Below are 17,610 nucleotides of genomic sequence, written 5' to 3' on the forward strand. Positions count from 1 at the left end.
CCTATGCCGCCGGTCGGCCCGGCGCGGTGTGGGCTGTGTCAAGAGTGTGAATTTTTGTGACACCCCCGCCCCGGAAACTCCCCGCCGGCCGGCGGGGCAGGGAATACTCGGATATGACCGGGACGTTGTGACGTTCAGGCCATCACCCGCCGCAACCAAACCGAGGGGTTCTCATGAAACGGATTTTCACCGCACTGTCCACCGCAACCGTTCTGGCCTTGTCGCTCAGCGCCTGCGGCTCCTCGAACGATTCGGGCGGCGACGAGGCCAGCGGCTCCACCTACCAGCAGGTGCAGGAATCCGGGACCCTGACCGTGGGCACCGAAGGCACCTACCGCCCCTTCTCCTACCATGAGGGCAACGAGCTGACCGGCTACGACGTCGAGGTGATCGAGGCCGTCGGCGAGAAGCTGGGGGTCGAGGTCGAATTCGAGGAAACCCAGTGGGATGGCATCTTCGCGGGCCTGGATGCCAAGCGCTTTGACGTCATCGCCAATCAGGTGAGCGTGAACGAGCAGCGCGAAGAGAAGTACCTGCTGTCCACCCCCTACATCGTCTCCAACGGGGTCATCGTGACCAAGTCGGACAACACCGAGATCACCTCCTTCGAATCCCTCAAGGGCAAGAGCACCGCCCAGTCACTGACCAGCAACTGGTATGAGACCGCCAAGGACGCCGGCGCGAACGTACAGGCCGTGGAGGGCTGGGCGCAGGCCGTCACCCTGCTGAAGCAGGGCCGGGTGGACGCCACGATCAACGACAAGCTCACCTACCTGGATTCGCAGAAGAACCAGCCGGATGACGCGATCAAGATCGCAGCTGAATCCGATGACAAGTCCGAGGTTGCCGTGGCGATGCGCAAGGACGACACCGAGCTGCATGAGGCGATCAACAAGGCGCTCGATGAGCTGCGCCAGGACGGAACCCTGGCTGAACTGTCCGACAAGTACTTCGGCAGCGACGTCACCAAGTAGCCTTTTGCCGTGTGCGGGCCCGGCCCGCACACGGCCCGTGCACTGAACGAATGGCGAGGCATCCCCCACCGTGGGGTTCGGCCTATGCGTACACTTGCCCCAAGGAGATTTCCTCGGGGCAAGTTGGCTTAAACCGCAAGGAGAAAGAGGACCGATGGACCAGACATGGCAACTGGTTTTGGATTCACTGTGGCCCCTGGCCAAGGGGGCACTGACCGGAACCATTCCCCTGTCGCTGGCCAGCTTCGCACTAGGACTGATTCTGGCGCTGGTGATCGCGTTAATGCGCATCAGCGCGAACCGCTTCGTCTCTGCGATTGCCCGGATCTACATATCGGTGATCCGCGGCACCCCGCTGCTGGTGCAGCTGTTCGTGATCTTCTTCGGCATGCCCTCGGTGGGAATCACCATTGACCCGTGGCCCAGCGCGATCATCGCGTTCACGCTGAACGTGGCCGGCTATGCCGCGGAGATCATCCGCGCCGCGATCCTCTCGGTCCCCTCCGGGCAGTGGGAAGCCGGCTACACGATCGGCATGTCCCGCACCCGCACTCTTTACCGGCTGATCCTGCCCCAGGCGACCCGGGTGGCGGTCCCGCCGCTGTCCAACACATTCATCTCCCTGGTCAAGGACTCCTCGCTGGCCTCGCTGATCCTGGTCACCGAAATGTTCCGCCGGGCCCAGGAAATCGCCGCGAGCAGCCTTGAATTCATGACCCTGTACCTGACCGCGGCCGCCCTGTACTGGGTGATCTGCCTGGTTCTCTCCACCCTGCAAACCCGCCTGGAAGGAAGGCTTGAAAAATATGTTGCCTAACACCGCAGCCCCGCTGCTCACGGTTACCGGGTTGCACAAGGCCTTCGGCGACAACCAGGTGCTGCGCGGCATCGACTTCACGGTGCACGAGGGTGAAGTGCTGGCACTGATTGGCCCATCGGGCTCCGGCAAGACCACGGCGCTGCGCTGCCTGAACGGGCTGGAGGCCGCCGATTCGGGGACCGTCGCCTTCGCGGGCGGCCCTCAGGTCACCTTTACCCCGCAGCTGCGCAAGAAGCAGGCCTCGGTGCTGCGGGACCGCTCGGCGATGGTGTTCCAGGGCCACCACCTCTTCCCGCACCTGACGGTGCTGCAGAATGTCACCGTGGGGCCCCTGGAGGTGCAGCGCCGACCCAAGGCCGAAGTGCTGGAGCAGGCCAACGCGCTGCTGCAGCGGGTGGGGCTGGCCGCCAAGGCCAGCGCCTATCCCTCATCGCTTTCCGGCGGCCAGCAGCAGCGGGTGGGGATCGTGCGCGCCTTGATGCTGCAGCCGGACCTGCTGCTCTTCGATGAGCCGACCAGCGCCCTGGATCCGGAACTGGTCGGGGACGTGCTCGCGGTCATCAAGGAGCTGGCAGCCGAGGGCTGGTCCATGGTGCTGGTCACCCATGAACTCGCCTTCGCCCGGGACGTGGCCGACACGGTGGTGTTCATGGACGAGGGGCACGTCATCGAACGCGGCCCCGCCGCGCAGGTGCTGCGTGAGCCGTCCCAGGAACGCACCAAGGCGTTCGTGCACCGGCTGCTGAACCCCTTCTAAGCGCTGGTGCGCGAACCGGAACACCTGGCGGCGAGAGGTGCTGGCGGTACCCTGGAGGGCAACGCCGTACGGCGCGGTAATTTAAGAACTCACCAGCGCAGCCGATACCCTTATGGGGAGATGAACGCACCTAATCCTGTGACCCGAGTCGCTCTGCGCTGGGCCCTCGTAGTACTTGCCCTTGTGCTCCTGTTCGCCGCGGCGATCATAGTTTGCAATCGAACGATCTGTTCCCCGGCAGCACAGGTCAAGCACCTGCATCAGCTGTTGGAGGAAGGCAAGGGCGCCGAGGCGCTGGGTCTGCTGGGGGCCAAGGTGCCCCAGGGGGACGCGGTGGCCCTGGATGGCGAGGTGCTTTCCCGCACCCAGTCCGGCATCACCGAATTCGAGGCGGATACGGCCCAGCAGGATCAGGATGTACCCGGCAGGGTGACGGTCACCGCCCACTACAAGGCCCACGGGGTGCCCAGCGAATCGACCTATGCGCTGCACCATGACGGGAAGTCCTGGATGTTCTTCGACACCTGGAAGTTCGAGGAAGTCACCCTGCCCACCGTGCAGATCAAGGCGAACACCGTCAACGAGATCGAGGTCAACGACCAGAAGATCCCGCTGCAAAAGGGCCGCACCGAGCTTCCGGTGTTCTTCCCCGCCGTGCTGGACGCCGGGTTTGAAACCAAGAACTTCAAGGCCGACACCCGCGGCAAGCTGATCACCTCCCCGGTGCAGAAGCCGGTGGAGATCGCCCTGCGCACCGAACCGACCAGCCATTTCACCCAGAACATCAGCAAGCAGCTGAAGAAGTACCTGGATGGGTGCGCCACCCAGAAGGTGCTGATGCCCACGAACTGCCCATTCGCGTATCACACGACCGCGCGGGTGGATGCCAAGACCATCAAATGGCAGATCACCGACTACCCCAAGCCGAAGGTTTCCTACTATGACGGGGCCTGGGTGTTGGGACCGCTGACGGTGAAGACCGAGCTGCAGCTGACCGAACAGGATCTGCGCACCGGTGAACTGAAGCCGAAGGTGGTCAAGGACGCGTTCGGGTTCAACGCGAACCTGGACACCAGCACCACCGATGTCAATGTGCGCCCGGTGGCCGCCGTGGAACAGCCGGCCCACTAGCCGGTCGCAGCCAGGCTGCCGGCTCTAGCCCTCGCCCTCACGTCCCGTGGGTTCTTCCTGGTGGCGCAGCCGCAGCAGCTGCACCTGCCGGCGCAGCGGGATCGCATCGGCACGGAACTTCTGCCACAGGATCAGGGCAATGATCCCGGAGACCAGGGAGGCGCCCGCGCCCAGCCCGACCGCCATGCGCGGCCCGAACAGGGTGGCCAGCCAACCGACCAACGGCGCCCCAATCGGGGTGCCGCCCTGGACCACCATCAGGTACAGCGCCAGGACCCGGGCCCGGTATTGGCCCGGAACCGAGGTCTGCACCATCGTGTTGCAGCTGTTCAGGAACGTGAGTGCAAACAAGCCGATGGGGACCAGGGAGAGCGCAAAGAGCGTGTAGGTCGGCATCAGCGCGGACAGCAGTGCGCTCGCCCCGAAGAACGTGGCGCCCAGGATGATGTAGCGCCACCGCGGCCGGGAGCGCCGGGCCGCCAGCAGGGCTCCGGCGAAGGTGCCCACGGCCATAATGGTTCCCAGCATGCCGTACTCCCCCGCCCCGACCCCGAACACCTGGGCCGCCATCATGGCGTTGGTCAGTTGGAAGTTCAGCCCAAAGGTGCCCACCACGAACGCCAACCCAAAGATCAGCAGCAGGTCCCGGCGTCCACGCACATAGGCGAACCCCTCCTTCACCTGGCCCTTGGCCCGCACCACCCGCTTCGCCGCGTGGATTTGGCTGCGGTCCAGGTTCGTCAGCGAGAACAGCACCGCAATGAACGAGAACCCGTTGATCAAAAACGCCGGGCCGGTGCCGAACGCGGCGATTACCAGGCCGGCCACACCGGGGCCGGCCAGCCGGGCCAGGTTGAAGTTCGCACTGTTCAGCGCCACCGCGTTGGTCAGGTGGGTACCTGGCACGATCTCCGAGACGAACGCCTGGCGGGCCGGGGCGTCAAATGCGGAGCCGACGCCCAGCGCGGTCGCCAGCACGTACACGTGCCACAGCTGGGCCACATCGAGCAGCACCAGGGTGCCCAGCACCAGGGCGCACAATCCCATGAAGCTTTGGGTGCACAGCAGCACCTTGCGTTTTTCGTAGCGGTCGGCGATCAGTCCGGCGTAGGGGGCCAGCAGCAGCACCGGCAGGAACTGCAGGCCGGTGACGATGCCGGTGGCCGTGCCGTCGTTGTCCGTCAGCTCGGTGAGCACCAGCCAGTCCTGTGCGACCCGCTGCATCCACGTGCCAATGTTCGATACCAGCGCGCCAATCACCCACAGCCGGTAGTTGCGGATCGACAGTGCCCGGAACATCTTCGTAGCCACGTGTTCTCATAGCCGGCCCAGTCGGGTGCCGGCGTTCCTCCTCACCCTTTGTAGTCTAGCCACGTTGCCGGGACCCGAAACGGTGCGGTCATGAAACTTTCACCCCGCCTCCTTCCCGCTGCGCCTGGGCTTCACACCCCGGGGGCTTCAGTGCCTAGAATTAACCCACGCACACACCGGAAGGAACATGGCAATGGCCAGCGCAGAAGAAACCCTGGAACTCAGCGGCACCACGCGCCTGATTGGCGAGCGGCTGATCCTTGAATTTGATGCCGACTCCAGCGGGCTGCTGCCCAGCCGCGGCCAGGTTGCCGTGCGCCTGCAGTCCGCGGACAGCACCCCCACGGTGGTGTTGGAACCCGATGGCCGGCGCGGGCACTGGCTGGCGCTGGACCAGGACGCCACCGCGGCATTGGCCAGCGGCCCGGGCGAGCAGCTGACGCTGCGGGCCACCCTGGCCGAGCAGTGGCCCGAGACCAGCGTGCCGCAGGACCTGGCCGAGGCGCTGGAGGAGGCCCAGGACCTGGAGGGGACCTGGGAGAGCCTGACCCCGATGGCCCGCTGGGAATGGGTGCGCTGGGTGGGGGCCACCAAGAACCCGTCAACCCGCCAGCGCCGCGTGGAAGTGAGCATCTCCAAGCTGCGGGACGGCAAGCGCCGCCCCTGCTGCTTCGACCTGTCCTCCTGCACCGACCCGGAGGTCGCCAAGAGCGGCAAGCTCATCGAGGCGTAGTCGGCCATCGAAGCAAAGCAGCGGGCCGCCCACCGGATCCTCTCCGGCGGGCGGCCCGCTGCCTTGCTCTTCGTACGGCGCTTCCCGTACGCGGGTTAGTTCACCCCGCGCAGGTCCAGCTCCAGCTGCTGGTCCCCTTCGGCATCCAGCAGCACCGGGATGCCCCAATCCTGCTGGTACAGGTGGCAGGCGGCGTGGTCCGGAATTTCCCCACCCGGCTCCCCGTCACAGGCGGCGGCGCGGGCGGTGATGTGCAGGACCCCCTCGGGCACGTCCGGGTTCAGGCTCAGGGTACGTTCCAGGCCCACCGAGGTGCCGGCCCCCTCCAACAGCAGCTCCTCCGGGCTGGCGGAGATCTTCAGCTGGGTCGGGTCCCCCCAACGGTCATCGAGCTTCTGCCCGCTCGGGGCGGCGAAGCGCACGGTGATCCGGTGCTGCCCGGAACGCACCTTGGTACGCGGACGCTGGGTCTGGCTGGCGCCCTTGTCCACGGACAGGGCCTCTGCCGGGACCGGGATGCGCACCAGCTGGTGAGCGTTGGTTTCCACGATCAGCAGCACCGGGTCCCCGTCCACCGAGTCATCCAGCAGCACGTCCGCCGGTTCCTTCAGCCCCTTGGCCAGGGTGGAGACGGTTTGGGTCACCGGATCGTAGCGGCGCACCGCCCCGTTGTAGGAGTCGGCCACCGCCACCGAACCATCGGGCAGGTTCGCCACGCCCAGCGGGTGCTGCAGGCGGGCTTGTTCGGCCGGCCCGTCACGGAACCCGAAGTCGAACAGGCCGGTGCCGATGGCGGTGGAAACCTGAAGGGCCTGGCCACGCTCATCGGTGGTGATGCTGCGCAGCGCACTGGTTTCGGAGTCCGCCACCCACACGGTGCCCTGCGCGTCGATGCTCAGCCCGGAGGACTGGGCGAACCAGGACTCATGGGCCGCACCGTCGGCCAGCCCCTCCAGGCCGGTGCCGGCAAAGACGCTGACCGCGCTGGTGCGCGGGTCGAAGGAGAAGATCTGATGGGTGCCGGCCATCGCCACGATTACCTTGCCCGCCGGGTGGTAGACCACGTCCCATGGCGAGGAGAGGGAAATGTTCAATGCATCCGTGCCCAGTTCGGTGGGCTGTTCGGTGCTCCGGGCCGTTTCGGCATCCAGCAGGCGCTGCACGCCGTTGCCGGCCAGGGTGCCGACCTTGCCGGTGCCCAGGTTGACCGAGCGCAGCCGGTGGTTCACGGTGTCCGCCACGACCACGTCGTAGCCGACCTCCTCGGCCAGTTCGGCCGGCAGCAGGCTCAACCCCTGCAGTTCGTTGAACTGGGCGCTGTCCGCGTCCCCGTCCGCGTAGCCGCGCACCCCGGAGCCGATGGTGCGCACCACGCTGGACAGGTCCGGCCCCAGCTCCACCAGGCGGTGGTGGCCGGAGTCGCCGACCAGGAAGTTCCCGTTGGGCAGCGGCATGACCTTGCCCGGGAAGCGCAGATCCCCCTCGCGGGCCGGCGGGGCCACGTACGGCCCGTCCCCACGGTGCAAGGTGCCCTTCGCCTCGTGCTCGGCAACCAGTTCGGCGACCAGGGAGCGCAGCCCGGCCGCGTGCCCCTCCCCGGAGAGGTGGGCGACGATGTAGCCCTCGGGATCCAGCACCACCAGGGTGGGCCAGGCGCGGGCCGCGTAGGCCTGCCAGGTCTGCAGTTCCGGGTCATCGAGCACCGGGTGCTCAATCTCGTAGCGTTCCACGGCGGCGGCCAGCGCGTCCGGGTCCGCCTCGTGTTCAAACTTTGGCGAATGCACGCCCACGGTCACCAGCACGTCCCGGTACTCTTCCTCCAGCGGGCGCAGCTCGTCGAGCACGTGCAGGCAGTTGATGCAGCAGAAGGTCCAGAAATCAAGCAGGACAATCTTGCCGCGCAGGGCCTCCAGGTCCAGCTGCCGCCCGCCGGTGTTCAACCAGTTGCGGCCCACCAGTTCGGAGCCGCGGACCTTGTAGGCGGTGCGGACGGAAGAAGTATCAGGGCTCATGCCAAGGGCTCCTTAGGTTGGGGACACCGGTGGCCGATGGCCGACCGGGATACGTCCATGGTAGTCGTGGCCCGCCCCGGCGGCGGTGCGCATGACGCTGTGCGAAGCCGGGGCCGGCCCGGCGGTGTTACAGCTGGCCCAGCACGCTGTCCATGATCTGCTTGGCGACCTGGCCGAACTGTTCATCGGCCAGCGATTGGCCGGAGATGAAGGAGACCATGGCCACGTACTGGCCTTTGGTCTGCACCAGCACCAGGGTGTCCTGGGCGGTGTCCGCGTTGCCGCGCCGGGTGTAGGCCAGCTGGGACTCCACCTCGCCGACCTGCGGGTTGCTGAACTTCAGCGTCTCGGTGTACTCGCTGCGGTTCAGCTTCACGCTGGAGCAGTCGGTGCGCATGGTCAGCACGGTCTTGAAGTGCTCCTCCACCGGGGCCCGGTCCGCGACCTTGGCCACCTCCACCGAGCCGGCGATGTTCCCGGCCTGGTTGGTGAAGTCGGTGCGCGCCACCTCGGTGCCCAACTGCGCCGGGGACCAGTTCAGCGCCTCCAGCGGCTGCTCGCACTGGGAGGGCAGCACCACCACATCCTTCAGGGTGTCGGTGGGCGGGGTGGCCAGTTCCTTCAGCTGCTCCTGGCCGATCCGCTGGGACTGGTCAAAACCCAGTTGGGCGGCGAAGACGGCACCGACCTGGGTGGCCAGCTCCACGGTGGAGGCCTGCCCGGTTTGCTCGCTGCTGCCCGGTTCGGGGCTGGGCAGCGGCTTGCCGCTGGGCTTCGGGTTGGCGGTGGCGGAGACATGGATGTCATCCTGCGGCATCTGCTCGGCCTGTGGTTCTGCCGAGCAGCCCGCCAGCAGCAGCCCGGCCACCAGCAGTCCAGCGCCGGCCCTGAATCGTTTAGCTGCCACGGTGCTCCCTGTGCTCAACTTGCTGCTCCATTTTCTTGTCCATCTGCTTCAGCCGGGCGAACATTTCGTTGTAGGCGGCCAGGTCCGCGTCCCCGTCACGGTCCGCCTGGCGGTCCACGCGCTTCTTCTCCCGGTCATCGCTGCGCGCCCAGGTGATCATCACGGCGATGGCGATCACCAAGGTCGGCACCTCGCCGATCGCCCACATCGCCCCGGCACCGACCACCTGGTCCTCCAGGGCGCTGCCGCCCCAGGTGCGGCCCATGTTGCCGAACCAGTCGGCGGCCAGCAGCGTGTCGGTGCTCATCAGCGCCACGGCGAAGAACGCGTGGAAGGCCACGGTGGCCAGCAGCAGCAGCAGGCGGAACGGGTAGTTGAAGCGGAACGGGATCGGGTCGGCCTCAATGTGGCTGAGCACGAACAGGTAGCCGGTGAGCAGGAAGTGCACGTTCATCAGCTCATGCCCGGCGTGGTAGCGCATGGCCGGTTCCAGGATCGGGGTGAAGTAGAAGATCACGATGGACCCGGCGAAGTTCACGGCGGCGAAGATCGGGTGGGTGATGACCTTCGAATACGGTGAATGCACCAGCCACAGGATCCATTCGCGGGCCCCGCGGGTCCCGTCGGTGCGGGTGGGCAGCACCTTCAGCGCCAGGGTGACCGGGGCGCCGAGCACCAGGAAGATCGGCACGATCATGGTCAATGACATGTGATCGATCATGTGCACCGAGAACTGGATTTTGCCGTAGACGGTCAGGGCGCCGCTGGTGACATAGAACAGGGCCACCAGGCCCACAATCCAGCTGATCAGGCGCAGCACGCTCGGCTTGTCCCCGCGCCGGCGCAGGGTGATGAACGCCCACAGGTAGAACACCAGCAGGAACACGCACACCGCCACCCACAGCCAGTCCGGGCGCCACACGGTGAACCAGCTGGAGGTCTGCAGCGGTTCGGGCAGCTCATAGCCGGTCAGCAGCCGGGCCGGGGTAGGCTCGGTCGGCGGGTCATCCGGGGTGGGCGGTGCGGTGCGGGAGAGCACGGTGGCCACCGACATGGTGGCGCCCATCAGCGCCACCTCCACGGCGATTACCCGCCAGGCCGCGGCCACGGCACTGACCTTCCCGGCCAGCAGCCGGGGAATGTTCCAGTTGCGGTGCGCCAGGCCCAGCGCCCCCAGGATGAGGGTCAGCACGATCTTGGTGATCACCAGGGTGCCGTAGGGGCTCAGCCACTGGTCCCAGTCGGTGATGCGGATCAGGGCGGAGACCAGCCCGGAACCGGCCATCAGCACGATCGCGCCGGCGGCCAGGGTCGAGTAGCGGCGCAGCACCACGCCCAGCAGCAGCGGCCGGTCCTGGTAGCGTCCCGGGGCCGGGCCGGTCAGGGTGGGGGTCAGCAGCCCAAGCACCACCAGCCCGCCGAACCACAGCACCACGGCCAGCAGGTGCAGCCCGATGCCGTTGACCGCGGCGTAGTGGTCATCCCCGCCGGCGGCGTGGCCGATGAAGGCCAGCGGCACGATTCCCAGCAGGGAAAACCCGGCCACCAGACCCACCCCCACCTGGGAACGCACGGCCAGGGCCAGGGAGGTGACGATCGCGGAGATCACGATCATCCACGCCCAGGCCCGCCCGGTGGCGATCTGCAGGATGTAGTCCAGGATCGCGGCGGTGTAGTTCGGTTCAAAGTTGATCGGCACCCCGGCCAGGTCCCAGAAGGTCAGGATCAGCACGCTGCCGGCGGCCAGCGTCCACACCACCCCGGCCCCTGCGGCCAGGTTCATGGCGCGGGTGAAGGAGGGGTGCTCCGTGCCGGCGTCGGTCACCGGGTTCTCCGCGGTGGGCCGGCGCGACTTGGTGCTGCGCGGGATGATGCAGGAGGCGAAGATCAGTGCCGCGATGGCCACGGACATCGCGGTGTGGTGGATGATCCGGCTGATCGGCAGCGCCCAGCGCACGAACCCGCCCGGATCAGCCAGCAGCCGGGGGGCGGTGATGCCGCCGACCAGCACGGCCAGCAGGAAAGCCACCACCATGCCCAGCACACCGGGGATGATGAAACGGGTCAGTTTCGGGACAGGCATGCCCAGCTCAGCCTGCCGGGGTTCGCGTGATTGTGTCGCCATAGCCTCTCCATCATCTCATTGCGTACCAACCGCCGTTAAGCTTCCGGCGGCTGGTTGGCGCATCTCACATGTGCGCCTCCGAAGGGGCCTGGCCCGACGCCCGGGCCCCTTCGGACGGCGCTAGTGCCCTGCGGCCTGGAACAGCTGCTGGCCCAGGTACATGCCCTGGCTGATGCCCGGCAGCACCCCGTACACGGCCGAGCCGATGGGGCTGGTCCATTCGTTCAGGGCATCCAGTTCGGCCAGCCGGATTTGGACCGGGATGAAGCTGCGGGCCACATCCACCTGGTAGCTGGCGAACAGCAGGCCGGCACTCCCGCCCTCCTGGTAGCTGTAGCCGCGGCGCCACAGCACCTCATCCCCGCTGGCGGGCATCGCCCGGGCCACATGGGCGTGCCCGGCGATCGCCGGCAGCCCCAGTTCGGTGACCGCCTGCAGGTCCACCGGGTCCTGCGGGTGCTGCCCGGACAGCGGGGCGCCGTCGCTCTGCCGGCGCCCGAGCGCGAAGTCCCGGGCGGGGCGGTCCACCTCATCCCAGGTGTCCAGATCCATCTGGATCCGGCGCAGCACCAGGGTGGTGGCATCCGGGAACCAGGCGTCGGACGGCTCATGGCCGAACACCGCCAGCCGGCGGGTGTCATCCTTCGGGTTCGCGATCCCGTCCACCTGCCCAAACAGGTTGCGGAACGGTGAACCGGCCGGTTGGGAGCTGGCGGCATGGGTGAACCCGTGCTGCTCGTATTTCACCCGGGTGATCGAGCGCAGGTTCTTGCGCACCGAACGCACCGCGTGCGCCAGCACCGTGGGGTCCTCCGCGCACAGCTGGATCACCAGGTCCGACTGGCCGTACTCTTCACGCAGCCGGTCGATCTTGAACTTGGGCAGCGGTCCCAGGCTGGCGGGGGCTAGGTCGGGGCCGATCAGCCCAATCGCGGCACGGCTCAGGCCCACGGTCAGGCTCAGGTTCGCCGGCAGCTGCGCCATCTCCGGTTCAGTGTCGGCCAGCACCCCCTGGCCGGCCATGAGCCGAACCACGTCATCGGTGATCATCCGCAGAATCGAGCGCAGCCGTTCGCGCTTCGCGGCGGGCTCCAACCCCTCCAGCACCATGTCGATACCCAGGAACACGGCGTGGGCCTGCGGATTTTCCAGGATCCCGGGCTGGTGGCGCCCGTACGGGGAAAGGTATCGGGCCAGTGCCGGTTCGGGCCCCGCCGGGCTGGCGGCGGCCTGCTCGGCGGTGAGCTGGCCAACCCCGAACCCACTGACCAGCCCGCCCAGCGCCGCCACGGCGGAGCCGGTCAGCAAGGTGCGCCGCGAAGGTTCAGCACGGCGGGTCGATGCCGGAACTCCGCTCATTTAGTGCCCTCCCCCGTGCTCCTCGTGGGTGCCCTCGGTGTCCTGGGAGTGCTGCGAGTGGTAGCTTTCGTTCGCGCCGTCGTAGTTGCGGATGGGGAACTGCACGTCCTTGCTGGAGCCGTCGGCGAATTCCAGGCGCAGGGTGGCCACCTCGGCGGGCACCAACGGCTGCTTCAGGTCCATGAACATGATGTGGTTGCCGCCCGGGGCCAGTTCCACGCTCTGTCCGGCAGGAATCTGCAGCGCCCCCTCGATCTGCTGCATGACGGCATCGGTGCCCTGGCCGGCCATTTCATGGATCTGCAGGGTGTTGCCGTGTTCCTGGTCCACCACTGCCTCCAGCTCCACCGGCTGGTCGGAGTCATTGCGCAGGGTGCCGAACGCGGCGCTCATTCCCTTTTCGGCGGCCTTCGCCCACGGGTCGGTGACGGTCAATGCGTCGGCCTGCCGGCTGGCGTGCTGTTCGTGGTGGCTGTTCTGGGCCGTTGGCTCCTGTGTGGTGCCGTCGGCTGGGGCGCAGCCGGTGAGCAGCAGGGCCGCCCCCAGGCCGAGGGCGGCAAGGGACTTGGTCGAGATCTTCTCTGACATCATGATTTGTTCGCTTTCTTGCCCGCCGCGCGTGCTCACCAGGGGTGCGCAGGGTAGGGCTGGGCGCGCCTCGCAGGTGGACCGGGAGGGCGCGCCGGATGGGCGCGTCAACCCGGAGAAATGCGTTGGGGTGCGCGGCAGCGGCGCGCGGCAACTGCTGGGCTGCGGCGGCGTGGCGGTAGGTTCGGGAGGTGGCGCGATTCCGCGCCGGAAATTTGGTGGAGGGGCTACTTCATGTTGTTGCGGCGGGCGAAGTTCACCAGCACCGCCACGGCGACACCGAAAATCGCTACGCCGACGATGATCCACACGATCGGGCTGATACCGGCGGCGGCCTCCTGCGGCGCGGTGGCCGGTTCCTCCGGTGACTGGGTGGCAGCATCCTGGGCGCCGGGTTCGTCGCTGGCCTCGGTGCTCGGGGCCGCTGCGGTTTCGGTCGCGTCGCTGCCGGCCGCCTGGCCTTCGAGGGTGAAGCCCACGGTTCCGTCGATGGGGTGACCGTCGGAGGAAACCACGCGGTAGGTCACGGTGTATTCACCGTTGGGCAGCGGCTGGTTCGGGGTGGCGATGACATCCCGGCCCTTGACCTGCAATTCGTTGTCGAACTTTTGGCCCTCGGCGTTCGAGATGACCACCACGGTCATGTCTGCGCCCTCCACGTGCTGCAGTTCGCCGGAGAAGTTAAGCTTGATCTGTTCTGGCGATTCACTGATCGTCGATTCGTTCTTCGGGGTGGAGCCGGTCAGCTGATCGTGGGCGTTGGCCGCGGTGCCGGCGGTGAAGATCGCCAGCACGGCGATCAGCAGGGCCGCGAAGAGGCGTGCGGCGTAGGTCGTCTGGCGGGAGATGGCCAGGGTTTTCATGGGTTTTCCTTCCATCCCTGTCCGCAGGTGTTCCCCTGGGACAAGGCAGGTATTGAGTTCGGGGTTCAGGCGAAGGTCAATACGGCGGAAGGCGGTCCGCGCAGCAGCGGCAGCCGGTGGTCGTGCCGGCCGGAGAGCACCGGCACTTCACGAGTGTTCGTGGTGACGCGGGGCCAGGGAGCCGGGGCGGTGCGCAACAGCAGCAGCAGTCGGCGCACGAAGGAAAGGCTCAATATCTCCAGCACGGCCCGGGCCAGTCGTTCGCCCTGGCGCAGGGTGAAGATGGTCAGCACGGCGGCGCCCATGTGGGCGGCGAGCATGTCCAGCGACTCGGCCTGGACAGCTTGCGGGTTCACGCCCAGCGACATGACGTGGTTGGCGTGCACGCCGGTGCCGGTGGCGGCAACCAGGCTGGAGCCGTGGTGCGTCATGACCGACAGTGCCAGGTGGTAGAGTCCCTGGCTTCCGAAGACGAGCAGGCTCAAACTCAACAGGCTGTTCTTGCGCCCCAGCATCGCCATGGCCACCACCGCGGAGACGCAGGTGATCAGGACCATGACCACCAGGGATGCGACGGTGGGGACGGCGTGGGCGTGGGCGGCAAACGCCATCCAGGTGCACACAGCGGCAGCAAGCCATCCGCGCATGACGCGTGGTGCTGCTGTGCTCATGACTGTGCTACCCCTACCGGTTCGAGCTGGACGTGCCCATTGTGGGTAATTCTACGTCAGGTAGAAGCAGGGATCGAATCGGCCCCTGCACCATGCAGCAGAGGCCGGAATCCATGATGGATTCCGGCCTCTGGCAACAGTTCGCCCGGGTGAGCCCGGACACCGTTGAAAGTCTGAAAGAAGACTACTTCTTGGCTACGGCGGCCTTCAGCTTCGAACCAGCGGTCAGCTTCACCGAGTGGCCGGCCGGGATCTGGATGGCTTCGCCGGTCTGCGGGTTGCGGCCGGTGCGGGCGGCGCGGTCGGTGCGCTCAACGGCCAGCCAGCCCGGGATCGATACCTTCTCGCCCTTGGAGATCTGCTCGACGAAGACGTCGAACACGGCATCCAGCACACCGTTGACGGCAACCTGGGAGTTATCGGTCTTTGCTGCAACAGCAGCAACAAGTTCGCTACGGTTCATAGCCAATGTATGGTCCTCCTGGACTAGTCTTCCTTGGCCCAACGAGCCTTGGACGCCACGCGGTCGCGCGGTCTTCTAGAAACAGAACCTATCAAATGATTATGGGCGAAACGCCCGAAATCACCGGAAATCTGCGGATTTTTTTGGAGATTGGCGGAATTTCACGCTCGGCTTGACTAGTTCACCACATTTTGAGGTGCGCCGATCCGGCTCTGAGTGAAGACTGGGCCATCTGTTGCTAGAGGCCGAAGGGATCGGCCCCGTCATTGGCTCGCCGATAAAGCTCCCACACCGGATCCAGGAGTTTCTTGCTGCGGGTCAACCGGGACGGTTTGACCATGCGCACCCGCCCCTTGGAGAGCAGTGCCGGGCCAAAATACGCCCCGCGTTCGGTGGCGGCGATCCCCGGGTTCAGGGCTGCCTCGATGATCGGCACCGCCCCCTGGTGCTTGCCCTGGGCAAAGCCCGACTGCAGCTGATCGCGCCAGCGCCGGGCCGGGGTCGGTTCGTTGATCCCCGGCACCGCGATGCTCAGACCGGATATGGAGTATCCCGGGTGCACGGCCAACGACCGGGCCGGCCAGGACAGTTGCTTCAGGCGGTGGTCCAGGGCCATGGTGAAGCACTGCAGGGCCGCCTTGGACTGGGTATAGGCGCGGTAGGCGCTGTACCTGTGGTGCAGTTCCAGGTTCTGCGGGTCGGCCGGCAACATCCGGGTGGACATGGATCCCAGGCCAATTAGTCGCAGCTGCCGCTGGCGGAACTGCTCCGCCAGGGAGCCGATGAGCCGGGCATGGCCCAGGAAGTTGGTGGCCAGGGTCAGTTCGTGCCCGTCGACGCCCACCTGGCGTTGCCGTGGGGTGTGGATCAGGCCGGCGTTGGCGACGATGATGTCAAGTTCCTCCGAGGCCAGGTCGCGGCCAAGCCGGTCAACGGAGGCGTAGCTGCTGGTGTCCAGTTCATGCTGCCGTATCCGGCTGCCCGGGACGAGCTGTTCAATCAGCTCCCGGGCCAAGCGACTGCGCTGCATCGAGCGGCTGGCGATGATGACCTGTGCCCCGCTGGCCGCCAGACCCAGTGCGGTGAAGAAGCCAAGCCCGGCGTTGCCGCCGGTTACCAGGGCAGTCTTGCCCTGCCCCCAGCCGTTCCAGCGTTCCCGGTTGGCATGGACGGTATCCGCTGGTTCCCCGTGCCCCAGCAGGCCTACCGCTCCGTGTCGATACTTTCTGGTCATGGCTTTCAGGCTACTACGGGCCATGGCACGACACTGGGAGGCGGACGGCGACTATTGCCGCAGCGACCGGCACGGTGACACGATGGATTCATGAGCAACGAGTCCAAACGCCCCGGCGAAGACGCGTCGCTAAATGCCGCCCGCTATCAGATGCAGCGCTCCAGCGAGGAGGCGTTGCCCGAGGACGAATATGCCCGGCGGGCAGGACGCAGCGACCCGCAGGCCAAGCCCCGCACTCCCCTGCAGTATCACGCCGAGGATGAGGCGTGGCAGGTGGCCAATTCGGCGATCGAGGAAGCCATGTCTCGCGGGGAATTCGACAACCTGGCGCTGGCAGGTCAAAGGATTGACCATGTCACCGGCGACAGCGACCCGGACTGGTGGCTCAAGGGCCTGATGAAGCGCGAACAGATCAGCGGACTGGGTCCTCCGGCCCTGACGTTGCGGGTTGAGGATCAGCACCTGGAGCAGGTACTGGACCAGCTGCCCGGCGAGGCCGGAGTGCGGGAGCATCTGAAGGATTTCAACCGCCGCGTTATTGAGGCCCGCCGTCAGCTGCAGGGTGGTCCGCCGGTGATTACGGCGTTGCGCGACGTGGAGGAAGAAGTGGCCCGGTGGCGGGATCGTCGTGCCGCCCGCAAGCCACAGCAGCCCTCGAACGAGCCCGCGGCCCGCCGGCGCTGGTGGCAGCGGCGCACCGACCAGCCACGGCCGTGATGATCCAGTTCGGCCGTTAACGGCAGCATGCCGCCGCGCCATTCGGCGCAGCGGCATGCTGCTGGGGACGAATCCCTAAACTTTGGTGCTTACCAGGAGGACTTGGTAATGCCCGGCAGCTCACCGCGGTGAGCCATGTCGCGGAAGCGAACACGGGAGATACCAAACTTCTGGAAGGTACCGCGCGGGCGACCGTCGATGGAGTCGCGGTTGCGCACGCGCACCGGCGAAGCGTCACGAGGAAGCTTCTGCAGGCCCACGCGGGCTGCTTCGCGAGCCTCGTCGGAAGCGTTCGGATCCACAAGGGTCTTCTTCAGTTCGAGACGCTTTTCGGCGTAACGCTCGACGATGACCTTGCGCTGTTCGTTCTTGGCGATCTTTGACTTCTTGGCCATGTCTTAGCGCTCCTCTCGGAATTCAACGTGCTTACGGACAACCGGGTCGTACTTCTTCAGAACCATGCGGTCCGGGTTGTTACGACGGTTCTTGCGGGTCACGTAAGTGAATCCGGTACCGGCGGTCGACTTCAGCTTGATGATCGGACGTACGTCCTTATCCTTCTTTGCCATGTTTAGAGCTTCACACCCTTCGCAAGCAGTTCGGAAACAACGGCGTCGATACCGCGCACGTCGATCAGCTTCATACCGCGAACGGAAACGTTCAGGGTCACCTTACGACGCAGGGAAGGAACCCAGTAGGTCTTCTTCTGGATGTTCGGGTCGAAACGACGCTTGGTGCGACGATGCGAGTGGGAGATGCTGTGTCCGAAGTTCGGAACTGCACCGGTCACCTGGCATACAGCTGCCATGATCACTCCTCAGTTAGTAGTAGTAAAATTTGACGGTACTCGCGCGTGACAAGGGCCAACGAGCCCATACCACTCAGGCGTTATGAGTCCCGCCAACCAGTGAAACACCGTTAATACTGCACACTATGAAGGTAACC

At 66.3% G+C, this 17,610-nt stretch carries 19 protein-coding genes; 6 read left to right on the forward strand and 13 right to left on the reverse strand.

Annotated elements, in window-relative coordinates; translation table 11 throughout:
- The first annotated feature begins 173 nt into the window (after positions 1 to 173).
- The 4 genes from GcLGCM259_RS11770 to GcLGCM259_RS11785 all read left to right on the forward strand — a co-directional run bounded on the left by GcLGCM259_RS11770 (position 174) and on the right by GcLGCM259_RS11785 (position 3,682).
- On the forward strand, positions 174 to 974 hold the full coding sequence (locus tag GcLGCM259_RS11770) for an amino acid ABC transporter substrate-binding protein (protein ID WP_138926697.1): 801 nt from the start codon (positions 174 to 176) through the stop codon (positions 972 to 974).
- A 154-nt stretch (positions 975 to 1,128) separates the two neighbouring features.
- Complete coding sequence (locus tag GcLGCM259_RS11775; protein ID WP_054820790.1) at positions 1,129 to 1,791, forward strand: amino acid ABC transporter permease; 663 nt, start codon at positions 1,129 to 1,131, stop codon at positions 1,789 to 1,791.
- Positions 1,781 to 2,551: an amino acid ABC transporter ATP-binding protein gene (locus GcLGCM259_RS11780; RefSeq protein WP_138926698.1), complete on the forward strand. Its 771-nt coding sequence runs from the start codon at positions 1,781 to 1,783 to the stop codon at positions 2,549 to 2,551. Before GcLGCM259_RS11775 ends, GcLGCM259_RS11780 begins: the two co-directional genes overlap by 11 nt.
- 138 nt (positions 2,552 to 2,689) lie before the next feature.
- Entirely contained in the window at positions 2,690 to 3,682 is a 993-nt protein-coding gene (locus GcLGCM259_RS11785; RefSeq protein ID WP_138926699.1) for a hypothetical protein, read from the forward strand.
- Positions 3,683 to 3,706: 24 nt separating this feature from the next.
- Here GcLGCM259_RS11785 and GcLGCM259_RS11790 read toward each other — a convergent pair whose 3' ends face one another.
- Positions 3,707 to 4,993 (reverse strand): MFS transporter, encoded by a 1,287-nt coding sequence (locus tag GcLGCM259_RS11790; protein WP_246049562.1) that lies wholly within the window; start codon positions 4,991 to 4,993, stop codon positions 3,707 to 3,709.
- A 193-nt stretch (positions 4,994 to 5,186) separates the two neighbouring features.
- On the opposite strand from GcLGCM259_RS11790, the gene GcLGCM259_RS11795 reads away from it, so the two are divergent.
- On the forward strand, positions 5,187 to 5,726 hold the full coding sequence (locus GcLGCM259_RS11795) for a YdeI/OmpD-associated family protein (RefSeq protein ID WP_138926700.1): 540 nt from the start codon (positions 5,187 to 5,189) through the stop codon (positions 5,724 to 5,726).
- 95 nt (positions 5,727 to 5,821) lie between these two features.
- On the opposite strand, the gene GcLGCM259_RS11800 is transcribed toward GcLGCM259_RS11795, so the two are convergent.
- From GcLGCM259_RS11800 to GcLGCM259_RS11840, 9 genes are all read right to left on the reverse strand, one after another.
- Positions 5,822 to 7,738: an NHL domain-containing thioredoxin family protein gene (locus GcLGCM259_RS11800; RefSeq protein WP_138926701.1), complete on the reverse strand. Its 1,917-nt coding sequence runs from the start codon at positions 7,736 to 7,738 to the stop codon at positions 5,822 to 5,824.
- Positions 7,739 to 7,865: 127 nt separating this feature from the next.
- The gene (locus GcLGCM259_RS11805) at positions 7,866 to 8,645 is read right to left on the reverse strand and encodes a hypothetical protein (protein WP_138176688.1); all 780 of its coding nucleotides are present in this window, start codon (positions 8,643 to 8,645) and stop codon (positions 7,866 to 7,868) included.
- Positions 8,635 to 10,770 carry a bifunctional copper resistance protein CopD/cytochrome c oxidase assembly protein gene (locus tag GcLGCM259_RS11810; protein ID WP_138926702.1) on the reverse strand — a complete coding sequence of 712 codons (2,136 nt, stop codon included), beginning with the start codon at positions 10,768 to 10,770 and terminating at the stop codon, positions 8,635 to 8,637. The genes GcLGCM259_RS11805 and GcLGCM259_RS11810 overlap by 11 nt, the downstream gene beginning before the upstream one ends.
- Before the next feature lie 120 nt (positions 10,771 to 10,890).
- The gene (locus GcLGCM259_RS11815) at positions 10,891 to 12,129 is read right to left on the reverse strand and encodes a Dyp-type peroxidase (RefSeq protein WP_138926703.1); all 1,239 of its coding nucleotides are present in this window, start codon (positions 12,127 to 12,129) and stop codon (positions 10,891 to 10,893) included.
- Entirely contained in the window at positions 12,130 to 12,720 is a 591-nt protein-coding gene (locus tag GcLGCM259_RS11820) for a copper chaperone PCu(A)C (RefSeq protein WP_138926704.1), read from the reverse strand. It lies immediately after the preceding gene.
- Between the two features lie 224 nt (positions 12,721 to 12,944).
- Positions 12,945 to 13,580 carry a copper resistance CopC family protein gene (locus GcLGCM259_RS11825; protein ID WP_175419413.1) on the reverse strand — a complete coding sequence of 212 codons (636 nt, stop codon included), beginning with the start codon at positions 13,578 to 13,580 and terminating at the stop codon, positions 12,945 to 12,947.
- Positions 13,581 to 13,645: 65 nt separating this feature from the next.
- Complete coding sequence (locus GcLGCM259_RS11830; protein ID WP_138926706.1) at positions 13,646 to 14,251, reverse strand: hypothetical protein; 606 nt, start codon at positions 14,249 to 14,251, stop codon at positions 13,646 to 13,648.
- Positions 14,252 to 14,435: 184 nt separating this feature from the next.
- Entirely contained in the window at positions 14,436 to 14,720 is a 285-nt protein-coding gene (locus GcLGCM259_RS11835; protein WP_054821492.1) for an HU family DNA-binding protein, read from the reverse strand.
- A 232-nt stretch (positions 14,721 to 14,952) separates the two neighbouring features.
- Positions 14,953 to 15,948 (reverse strand): SDR family NAD(P)-dependent oxidoreductase, encoded by a 996-nt coding sequence (locus GcLGCM259_RS11840; RefSeq protein WP_175419414.1) that lies wholly within the window; start codon positions 15,946 to 15,948, stop codon positions 14,953 to 14,955.
- A 90-nt stretch (positions 15,949 to 16,038) separates the two neighbouring features.
- On the opposite strand from GcLGCM259_RS11840, the gene GcLGCM259_RS11845 reads away from it, so the two are divergent.
- Positions 16,039 to 16,665: a DnaJ family domain-containing protein gene (locus GcLGCM259_RS11845; protein WP_246049564.1), complete on the forward strand. Its 627-nt coding sequence runs from the start codon at positions 16,039 to 16,041 to the stop codon at positions 16,663 to 16,665.
- Positions 16,666 to 16,754: 89 nt separating this feature from the next.
- Here the strand turns inward: GcLGCM259_RS11845 and rpsN are convergent, their stop codons facing one another.
- Genes rpsN through rpmB form a run of 3 tightly spaced genes read right to left on the reverse strand, consistent with a single transcriptional unit; the run spans position 16,755 to position 17,473 of the window.
- Complete coding sequence (gene rpsN, locus GcLGCM259_RS11850) at positions 16,755 to 17,060, reverse strand: 30S ribosomal protein S14 (protein ID WP_054821833.1); 306 nt, start codon at positions 17,058 to 17,060, stop codon at positions 16,755 to 16,757.
- Positions 17,061 to 17,063: 3 nt separating this feature from the next.
- Positions 17,064 to 17,234: a 50S ribosomal protein L33 gene (gene rpmG, locus GcLGCM259_RS11855; RefSeq protein ID WP_054821834.1), complete on the reverse strand. Its 171-nt coding sequence runs from the start codon at positions 17,232 to 17,234 to the stop codon at positions 17,064 to 17,066.
- 2 nt (positions 17,235 to 17,236) lie between these two features.
- Positions 17,237 to 17,473 carry a 50S ribosomal protein L28 gene (gene rpmB, locus GcLGCM259_RS11860; protein WP_054821836.1) on the reverse strand — a complete coding sequence of 79 codons (237 nt, stop codon included), beginning with the start codon at positions 17,471 to 17,473 and terminating at the stop codon, positions 17,237 to 17,239.
- Positions 17,474 to 17,610 lie beyond the last annotated feature (137 nt).

The sequence above is a fragment of the Glutamicibacter creatinolyticus genome (assembly GCF_006094275.1).
Lineage (GTDB): Bacteria > Actinomycetota > Actinomycetes > Actinomycetales > Micrococcaceae > Glutamicibacter > Glutamicibacter creatinolyticus.

What these genes read in the sequence shown, in the direction of transcription:
- GcLGCM259_RS11775 (WP_054820790.1), top strand. Translation starts at nt 1,129, where the DNA reads ATGGACCAGACATGGCAACTGGTTTTGGATTCACTGTGGCCCCTGGCC.
- GcLGCM259_RS11825 (WP_175419413.1), bottom strand. Translation starts at nt 13,580, where the DNA reads ATGAAAACCCTGGCCATCTCCCGCCAGACGACCTACGCCGCACGCCTC.
- GcLGCM259_RS11845 (WP_246049564.1), top strand. Translation starts at nt 16,039, where the DNA reads ATGAGCAACGAGTCCAAACGCCCCGGCGAAGACGCGTCGCTAAATGCC.
- GcLGCM259_RS11770 (WP_138926697.1), top strand. Translation starts at nt 174, where the DNA reads ATGAAACGGATTTTCACCGCACTGTCCACCGCAACCGTTCTGGCCTTG.
- GcLGCM259_RS11840 (WP_175419414.1), bottom strand. Translation starts at nt 15,948, where the DNA reads ATGACCAGAAAGTATCGACACGGAGCGGTAGGCCTGCTGGGGCACGGG.
- GcLGCM259_RS11780 (WP_138926698.1), top strand. Translation starts at nt 1,781, where the DNA reads ATGTTGCCTAACACCGCAGCCCCGCTGCTCACGGTTACCGGGTTGCAC.
- GcLGCM259_RS11810 (WP_138926702.1), bottom strand. Translation starts at nt 10,770, where the DNA reads ATGGCGACACAATCACGCGAACCCCGGCAGGCTGAGCTGGGCATGCCT.
- GcLGCM259_RS11820 (WP_138926704.1), bottom strand. Translation starts at nt 12,720, where the DNA reads ATGATGTCAGAGAAGATCTCGACCAAGTCCCTTGCCGCCCTCGGCCTG.
- GcLGCM259_RS11795 (WP_138926700.1), top strand. Translation starts at nt 5,187, where the DNA reads ATGGCCAGCGCAGAAGAAACCCTGGAACTCAGCGGCACCACGCGCCTG.
- rpmG (WP_054821834.1), bottom strand. Translation starts at nt 17,234, where the DNA reads ATGGCAAAGAAGGATAAGGACGTACGTCCGATCATCAAGCTGAAGTCG.
- rpmB (WP_054821836.1), bottom strand. Translation starts at nt 17,473, where the DNA reads ATGGCAGCTGTATGCCAGGTGACCGGTGCAGTTCCGAACTTCGGACAC.
- GcLGCM259_RS11800 (WP_138926701.1), bottom strand. Translation starts at nt 7,738, where the DNA reads ATGAGCCCTGATACTTCTTCCGTCCGCACCGCCTACAAGGTCCGCGGC.
- GcLGCM259_RS11830 (WP_138926706.1), bottom strand. Translation starts at nt 14,251, where the DNA reads ATGAGCACAGCAGCACCACGCGTCATGCGCGGATGGCTTGCTGCCGCT.
- GcLGCM259_RS11815 (WP_138926703.1), bottom strand. Translation starts at nt 12,129, where the DNA reads ATGAGCGGAGTTCCGGCATCGACCCGCCGTGCTGAACCTTCGCGGCGC.
- rpsN (WP_054821833.1), bottom strand. Translation starts at nt 17,060, where the DNA reads ATGGCCAAGAAGTCAAAGATCGCCAAGAACGAACAGCGCAAGGTCATC.